The sequence below is a fragment of the Actinomadura sp. 6K520 genome (genome assembly GCF_004349245.1).
In the GTDB taxonomy this organism is placed as follows: domain Bacteria; phylum Actinomycetota; class Actinomycetes; order Streptosporangiales; family Streptosporangiaceae; genus Spirillospora.
This window is the reverse complement of the sequence record NZ_SMLC01000271.1, coordinates 1-6853: the sequence shown is the minus strand read 5'-3', so window position 1 is coordinate 6853 and position 6853 is coordinate 1. Positions and strand designations below refer to the sequence as shown.

Here is a 6853-nt window from a genome sequence, read left to right as displayed (position 1 = left end):
GCCAAGTTCCCCACCAACACCGCCCACCCCGGCGTCCCCAAGACCGCCGCCGTCTACGCCACCCTCGTGCACGGCGGCACCGAACGCGGCGTGTTCGTGTTCGTGGTGCCGCTGCGCGGGCCCGACGGCGCCGTCCCGCCCGGCGTCCGCGTCGCCGCCGCGCCCGAGACCACCGGCCTGCAGGTCGACTACGCCGCCGTGCTGCTGGACGGCCTGCACGTCCCCTACGAGGCGTGGCTGCGCGACGGCGCGTCCATCGACGCCGCCGGCCGGTTCCACGACCCCGCCGGATCCCCGGCCGCGCGGCTCACCCGCTCGATGGGCATCGCGCCCGCGGTGTGGCGGGCCGTCATCTCCGCCTCCGCCGCGATCACCCGGGCCTCGGCGGGCATGCTGCTGGCGCACTCGGCTGGCCGCGCCACCCTCGGGCGGCTCGCGCCGCAGCGCCCCCTGACCGACTACCGCAACCAGCAGGAGGCCGTCCTCGGCGCGCTCGCGGCCGGGTACGCCCTCACCGCCGTCGCCGCCCACGCCCAGGCCCGCCGCACCGCCGCCGACGCCCCCGCACCGGGCGGGCCGGACGGGGGGCCGGACACCGCGTGGGCGCCGTGGTCGGCGGTCGACCGCGACCTGGCGCTGCTGAAGGCCGCCGCGACCACGCAGGCGCAGCGGACGGTGTCGGCGTGCCGGGTGCACAGCGGCGCGCCCGGATTCGCCGCCGTCGAGCGCCTCAACGCCTACCGCGGCCTGTCGCACGCCTACCTGAACGCCGGCGGCGACAACGAGCTCATCCGCTACGACACCGCCCGCGCCATGGCCGACCTGGACCGCTACACCCCGCCCGACCCCGGCGCGGGACCGCCCGACGACGGCGACCTGCGGTCCCCGCGGGTGTGGCTGTTCCTGGCCCGCGACACCGAGCGCCGCATGCGCGACCGCCTCGCCGCGCGGATCCGCGACGCCGCCGCCGGCGGGCAGGACGCGTTCACCGCCTGGAACGGCAACCTGGCCCTGGCCGCGCGGACCGCGTCGGCGTGCGCCGACCGCCTCGTCCTGGAGATCTGCGCCGCCGCCCTGGACGACGGGCCGCCCGAGCTGCGGCCCGTCCTGGGCCTGCACGCCCTGGACCTGCTGGAACGCCGCGCCGCCGACCTGCTGAACGAGGGCGCGGCGCCGCCCGGCATCCTCGACGAGATCTGGGCCGCGCGGCGGCGGACCTGCGACGAGCTGGCCCCCCGCGCCGGCGACCTGGCCGCCGCGTTCGAGTTGCCGCCCGAGGTCACCGCCCCCGCCGCGTTCCTCGGCGGCCCGTGACCCACCGGAACGACCACCGGACGCATGGTGACGGGCCCCTTCCCGCCCGCCTGGGGCCGGGCAGGAAAACGGCCAAGCCACGCCGTGAATTCGCCAAGGAGGCGGGGGAACCAGCACGAGGTGACTACCGTTCTCGTAAGACAGACGAACCGTGCGCGGGTGGACAGCACCCGCGCAGGCCGATACGGAGGTAGACACAGTGGGAGTCAGTCTGAGCAAGGGCGGCAACGTCTCGCTGACCAAGGAGGCTCCCGGACTGACCGCCGTCGTGGTCGGGCTGGGCTGGGACGTGCGGACCACCACCGGGACCGACTTCGACCTCGACGCCAGCGCCCTGGTGTGCTCGGCGGAGAACAAGGTGCTGTCGGACCAGCACTTCGTGTTCTTCAACAACCTCAAGAGCCCCGACGGCTCGGTCGAGCACACCGGCGACAACCTCACCGGTGAGGGCGAGGGCGACGACGAGCAGATCAAGGTGAACCTGGCCACCGTGCCCGCCGAGATCGCCAAGATCGTGTTCCCGGTGTCGATCTACGACGCCGACAGCCGCCAGCAGAGCTTCGGCCAGGTCCGCAACGCCTTCATCCGGGTGGTGAACCAGGCCGACAACAGCGAGATCGCCCGCTACGACCTGTCGGAGGACGCCTCGACCGAGACCGCGATGGTCTTCGGCGAGCTCTACCGCAACGGCGCCGAGTGGAAGTTCCGCGCCGTGGGCCAGGGGTACGCCTCGGGCCTGTCGGGCATCGCCTCCGACTTCGGCGTCAACGTCTGAGCGGCGGCGGGGCGCCCCGGGACCCGGTCCCCGGGCGCCCCCGCCACCGTCCGGCCCGCAGCGGGCCGCCGCAGCGGGCCGGCGCGGTCAGCCGAGGAGTTCCTCGCGCAGCCGCGTCTTGAGGATCTTCCCGCCGGGGTTGCGGGGCAGGCCCTCCGCGCGGAACCAGTAGTGGACGGGGACCTTGAACCCGGCGATCCGCTCGCCCAGGAACCCGCGCAGCTCCTCCCGCGACACCGAGGCGCCCGGACGCGGCACCACCACCGCGCCGACCTCCTCGCCGAGCACCTGGTGCGGGACGCCGATCACCGCGCAGTCGGCCACGGCGGGATGCTCGTAGAGCGCCGCCTCGACCTCGGCGCAGTAGATGTTCTCCCCGCCCCGGATCAGCATGTCCTTGGCGCGGTCGACGATGTAGACGAACCCGTCCTCGTCCAGCCGCGCCAGGTCCCCGCTGTGGAACCAGCCGTCCACGAACGCCTGCGCGGTCGCCTCGGGCCTGTTCCAGTACCCCTTGATGACGTTGGGGCCCTTGATGAGCAGCTCGCCCACCTCACCGGGCGGCAGCTCCGCGCCCGCCGCGTCCACCACCTTCACGTCGCACACCGCGACGGGCGGGCCGACGCTCTCGGGCCGCTCCAGATAGTTGACACCGCCGTTGTAGGTGGTGACCGACGAGGTCTCGGTCAGCCCGTAGCCGTTGCCGGGGACCCGCTCGGGCAGCCGCTCCCGGATCTTGTCGACCAGCGCCGGCGCCGCGGGCGCGCCGCCGTAGCTGACGCCGGTGAGGCTGGAGGTGTCGTACCTGTCGAAGTCGGGGGAGGTCAGCACCTGCCACGCCATGGTGGGCACCCCGCCGAACCCGGTGACGCGCTCCCGCTCGATCAGCTCCAGCGCACCCCGCACGTCCCACTTGTACATCATCACCACGGTGCCGCCCTGCAGCGCGCTGGTCACCAGCACCGAGTGGCACCCGGTGGCGTGGAAGAACGGCACGCTCAGCAGCGTCACCCGCCGCTGCGGCGCCGCCAGTTCCTCCAGGGTGCGGCCCGCGCGGACACCGGCGGACAGGAGCCCGTAGGCGAGGCTGACCGGATTGGTGGCGATGTTGCGGTGGGTGCCCAGCGCGCCCTTGGGGCGCCCCGTGGTGCCGGAAGTGTAGAAGATGGTGGCCTCGTCGTCGGGATCGATCGCCACGTCCGGCAGCGACGCCGCCGCGGGGTCGCCGATGTCGCCCAGGACGTCCTCGAACGCCGCGCACCCCTCCGGGACGGCGCCGTCCCCGCGGGCCACCACGCACGGCACGCCAAGGCCCGGCAGGACGCCCGCGAGGCGCGCGGCGCGCTCGGCGTCGGCGACCAGGACCTTCGCGCCGCTGTCGGCCAGCCCGTACTCCAGTTCCGCGGCCGTCCACCAGGCGTTCAGCGGCACCACGACCGCGCCCGCGACGGCCGCGCCGAAGAACGCCACCGGCCACTCGGGATAGTTGCGCATCGCGATCGCGACCCGGTCGCCCTTGGCGACGCCGTACCGGTCGATGAGGACCCGCGCGAACGCCGCGGCCCGCGCGTAGTGCTCGGCGAAGCTCAGCCGGTCGCCCTCGTAGACCAGGAACGCGGCGTCGCCGTGCAGACGGGAGATGTCCAGGATCTCCCGCAGCGTCGGCGGGGCGTTCTTCCACACGCGGGTCCGCACGCCGCGGACGTCGATCTCCTCCATCTCGAACAGCCCTCCGGGCGCCGTCATCGCGGCCCGGACCTCGGCGATGCCCGGCAGCGTCTCCGCCGCCGCACCGGCTGCGGCACTCCCGGTCGCCGCAGTCCCGGTCGCCGCTGCTCCCGTGGCCGGTGGTTGCTGGTCGTGCACGTCGCGCCTCCCGCGGGATCACCGGCGCGCCCCGCGCGGCCCGATCGCCGAACACGGTTCGGTGCGCCGTGCCCGAAATCTATGATCCACGTCACGCGCAGGTCAACGCCCCTGCCGCACCCCCTGCCGCCCCGGGTCGCGCCCTGCCGCCGCGGTGCCGTGGGCCGTGGGGCCGCGCCCGTGCGGGGCCGCCTCGTGCCGGTGCCCGTGCGAGACGCCGGAAAGAGACGGTCCGGGGGAAGATCTCTGCCTGCGACAATGGGGGCATGAGCGAACGCGGGCCGATCGAATACTGGCTGTCGGACATGGACGGCGTCCTGGTGCACGAGGGCCGTCCCGTCCCCGGTGCCGAGGAGTTCATCCGGCGGCTGGCCGCGTCCGGCAAGCCGTTCCTGGTCCTGACCAACAACTCGATCTACACCCGCCGCGACCTGGCGGCGCGCCTGGCCGCGGCAGGGCTGGCGGTGCCCGCCGAGTCGATCTGGACCTCGGCGCTGGCGACCGCCCGGTTCCTGGCCGACCAGCGGCCCCAGGGGTCGGCGTACGTGATCGGGGAGGCCGGGCTCACCACGGCGCTGCACGAGGCGGAGTTCGTGCTGACCGACATCGACCCCGACTACGTGGTGCTCGGCGAGACCCGCACCTACAGCTTCTCCCAGATCACCCGCGCGATCCGGCTGATCGAGGGCGGCGCGCGGTTCGTGGCCACCAACCCCGACCCGATCGGCCCGTCCCCGGAGGGCTCGCTGCCCGCCTGCGGCGCCGTCGCCGCCATGATCACCCGCGCGACGGGAGTGGAGCCCTACTTCATCGGCAAGCCCAACCCGCTGATGATGCGGACCGCGCTGAACCGCGTCGGCGGGCACAGCGAGTCCACCGCGATGATCGGCGACCGTATGGACACCGACATCGTCGCCGGCGTCGAGGCCGGCCTGGAGACGATCCTGGTGCTGACCGGCGTGACCGGCAAGGACGAGATCGCGCGGTTCCCGTTCCGCCCCAGCCGCGTCGTCAACTCCGTCGCCGACCTCATCGACCTGGTCTGACCCGCACCGCCCGGCCCGGGGCGGGCCCGACCGGTGCCGCCGGCCTCAGCCGATGGCGCCCAGCGCGGTCATCATGCCCATGACGTCGGAGACGACCCAGTACTCGGCGAAACGGCCGTCCCGTGCGCGGAAGATGTCGTGGCCGCGGAAGGAGACGGCGGTACCGGGCTCGGCGGTCGCGCCGGGGACACCGCCGCGGTAGGTGCCGTGGAAGGTCCACCCGGCGGCGACCATCCCGGCCCCCTCCGTACCGGCCCCGTCCCTGCCGCCGCCGGGCCCGCCGGGGACGGGCCCGACGACGGGCCCCACGTCCAGGGTGGTGCGGACATCGGCGAAGTACTCGTGGGAGCGGCGGACCTGGTCGGCGGCCTCGGCGGGGCCGTGCACCTCCAGGCCGGGCCAGTGCCCGACGAAATCGGGGGTGAGGATCTGGCCGGCGACGGCGAGGTCACCGGTCCACACCTCGAACAGCCAGCGGCGGTACAACTCGTCCAAAGCGTCCATGATCCTACGCTCGGTGCCCCCGGCGCCCCGCGTCAAACCGCCCGCCGCCGGGCACCTCTATACTCGGGGACGACCATGCGCACGATCAGGCGGGGCGGCTCCCGCGAGCTGGAGATCCGCAGATCCCGTTTCATCTGCACGCTCGCACGCGCCGCCGACGAGGCCGAGGCGGTGGAGTTCCTCGCCCGGCACCGCCGCGCGCACCGCGGCGCCACCCACAACTGCACCGCCTACGTCGTCGGCGAGCACGGCGAGATCGCCAAGAGCAGCGACGACGGCGAACCCGCGGGCACGGCCGGGATCCCGATGCTGGAGGTGCTGACCCGCCGCGGGCTGACCGGCACCGCCGCGGTCGTCACCCGCCACTTCGGCGGCGTCAAGCTCGGCGCGGGCGGCCTGGTCCGCGCCTACGCCAAGGCCGTCGCCGACACCGTCGACGCCGTCGGGGTGGTGGAGCTGCGCCCCGTCGTGACCGTCACCGTCGGCGTCGGCCACGCGCAGGCCGGGCGGTTCCTCGGCGACCTGCACGCCCGCGGCGCCCAGCCCGCCGACGTCCGCTACGAGCAGGGCGTGGAGGCCGACGTCGCGGTGCCCCTCACCGAACTGGCCGAGTTCGAGGCGTGGGCCGCGCGGGTCACCGCCGGCCGCGCGACGGTGCGGCGCGGCGCGAGCGGCCACATCGAGGTCCCCGTCACCCCGTGACCACCTCCGGTAAGACAGCCTGTCTCTTCGGTGATACAGGCGGTCGGGAAATGGGACGGTGGTGTAGCGTGCCGCGCGATGACCAGGAACATGATCCTGCGCGACCATGTGCGGGCGGGGATCCTCGACGTCGCGGCGGCGGTGCTGGCCGAACGCGGCACGTCGGTGAGCATGACCGAGATCGCGCAGGCCGCCGGGGTGGCGCGCGCGACGCTGTACCGCTACTTCCCCAACCGGGAGGCGCTGCTGTACGCCCTGTACGAGGCCGCGCTGACGGATCTGACCGGGCGGCTGGCCGACGCGCGGCTGGACGCGGTGCCGACCGAGGAGGCCGTGGCCCGGATGACCCGCGCGACGATCGCGGCGACCGCCCGGTACCGCGCGCTCGGCCTGTTCGACAAGGCGCCCCGGGAGGCGCGGCGCATCGAGCGGCAGCTCGCCGCGCCGCTGCGGGCGGTGTTCGAACGCGGCGCCGCCAGCGGCGCGTTCCGGCGCGACCTGCCCGTCCACACCCTGGCCGAGCTGTACTTCAGCCTGCTGGAGGGCGTGGTGTCGCGGGTGATCCGGCACCGGCTGAGCGTGGAGGAGGCCAGCGCGTCGGCCACCACGCTGTTCCTGTCGGGAGCACTCGCCCCGCCGCCCGCAC

The 6853-nt window shown here is 74.4% G+C and carries 7 protein-coding genes; 5 read left to right on the top strand and 2 right to left on the bottom strand.

The features are described 5' to 3' along the window. Together E1289_RS35480 and E1289_RS35475 are read left to right on the top strand one after the other, a co-directional pair. A partial coding sequence (locus E1289_RS35480; protein ID WP_131988209.1) for an acyl-CoA dehydrogenase occupies window positions 1-1314 on the top strand: 1314 nt, incomplete at its 5' end. A gap of 199 nt (window positions 1315-1513) precedes the next feature. Continuing rightward, window positions 1514-2089: a TerD family protein gene (locus tag E1289_RS35475; protein ID WP_131988207.1), complete on the top strand. Its 576-nt coding sequence runs from the start codon at window positions 1514-1516 to the stop codon at window positions 2087-2089. A gap of 87 nt (window positions 2090-2176) precedes the next feature. Here E1289_RS35475 and E1289_RS35470 read toward each other — a convergent pair whose 3' ends face one another. Then, window positions 2177-3955 (bottom strand): class I adenylate-forming enzyme family protein, encoded by a 1779-nt coding sequence (locus E1289_RS35470; RefSeq protein ID WP_243713399.1) that lies wholly within the window; start codon window positions 3953-3955, stop codon window positions 2177-2179. 266 nt (window positions 3956-4221) lie between these two features. Between E1289_RS35470 and E1289_RS35465 the strand changes: the two genes are divergently transcribed. Then, a complete protein-coding gene (locus E1289_RS35465; RefSeq protein ID WP_131988205.1) occupies window positions 4222-5001 on the top strand; it encodes an HAD-IIA family hydrolase in 780 nt (259 codons plus the stop codon). Between the two features lie 45 nt (window positions 5002-5046). On the opposite strand, the gene E1289_RS35460 is transcribed toward E1289_RS35465, so the two are convergent. Further along, the gene (locus tag E1289_RS35460; RefSeq protein ID WP_131988203.1) at window positions 5047-5505 is read right to left on the bottom strand and encodes an ester cyclase; all 459 of its coding nucleotides are present in this window, start codon (window positions 5503-5505) and stop codon (window positions 5047-5049) included. A gap of 75 nt (window positions 5506-5580) precedes the next feature. Here E1289_RS35460 and E1289_RS35455 point away from each other — a divergent pair, with 75 nt between their 5' ends. Together E1289_RS35455 and E1289_RS35450 are read left to right on the top strand one after the other, a co-directional pair. Next, on the top strand, window positions 5581-6207 hold the full coding sequence (locus E1289_RS35455) for a YigZ family protein (RefSeq protein ID WP_131988201.1): 627 nt from the start codon (window positions 5581-5583) through the stop codon (window positions 6205-6207). Window positions 6208-6285: 78 nt separating this feature from the next. After that, on the top strand, window positions 6286-6853 hold a 568-nt coding region (locus E1289_RS35450), incomplete at its 3' end, for a TetR/AcrR family transcriptional regulator (RefSeq protein ID WP_131988199.1).

Excerpts from the sequence above, each read along its gene's own strand:
- E1289_RS35465 (WP_131988205.1), top strand. The coding sequence starts at position 4,222 with ATGAGCGAACGCGGGCCGATCGAATACTGGCTGTCGGACATGGACGGC.
- E1289_RS35455 (WP_131988201.1), top strand. The coding sequence starts at position 5,581 with ATGCGCACGATCAGGCGGGGCGGCTCCCGCGAGCTGGAGATCCGCAGA.
- E1289_RS35460 (WP_131988203.1), bottom strand. The coding sequence starts at position 5,505 with ATGGACGCTTTGGACGAGTTGTACCGCCGCTGGCTGTTCGAGGTGTGG.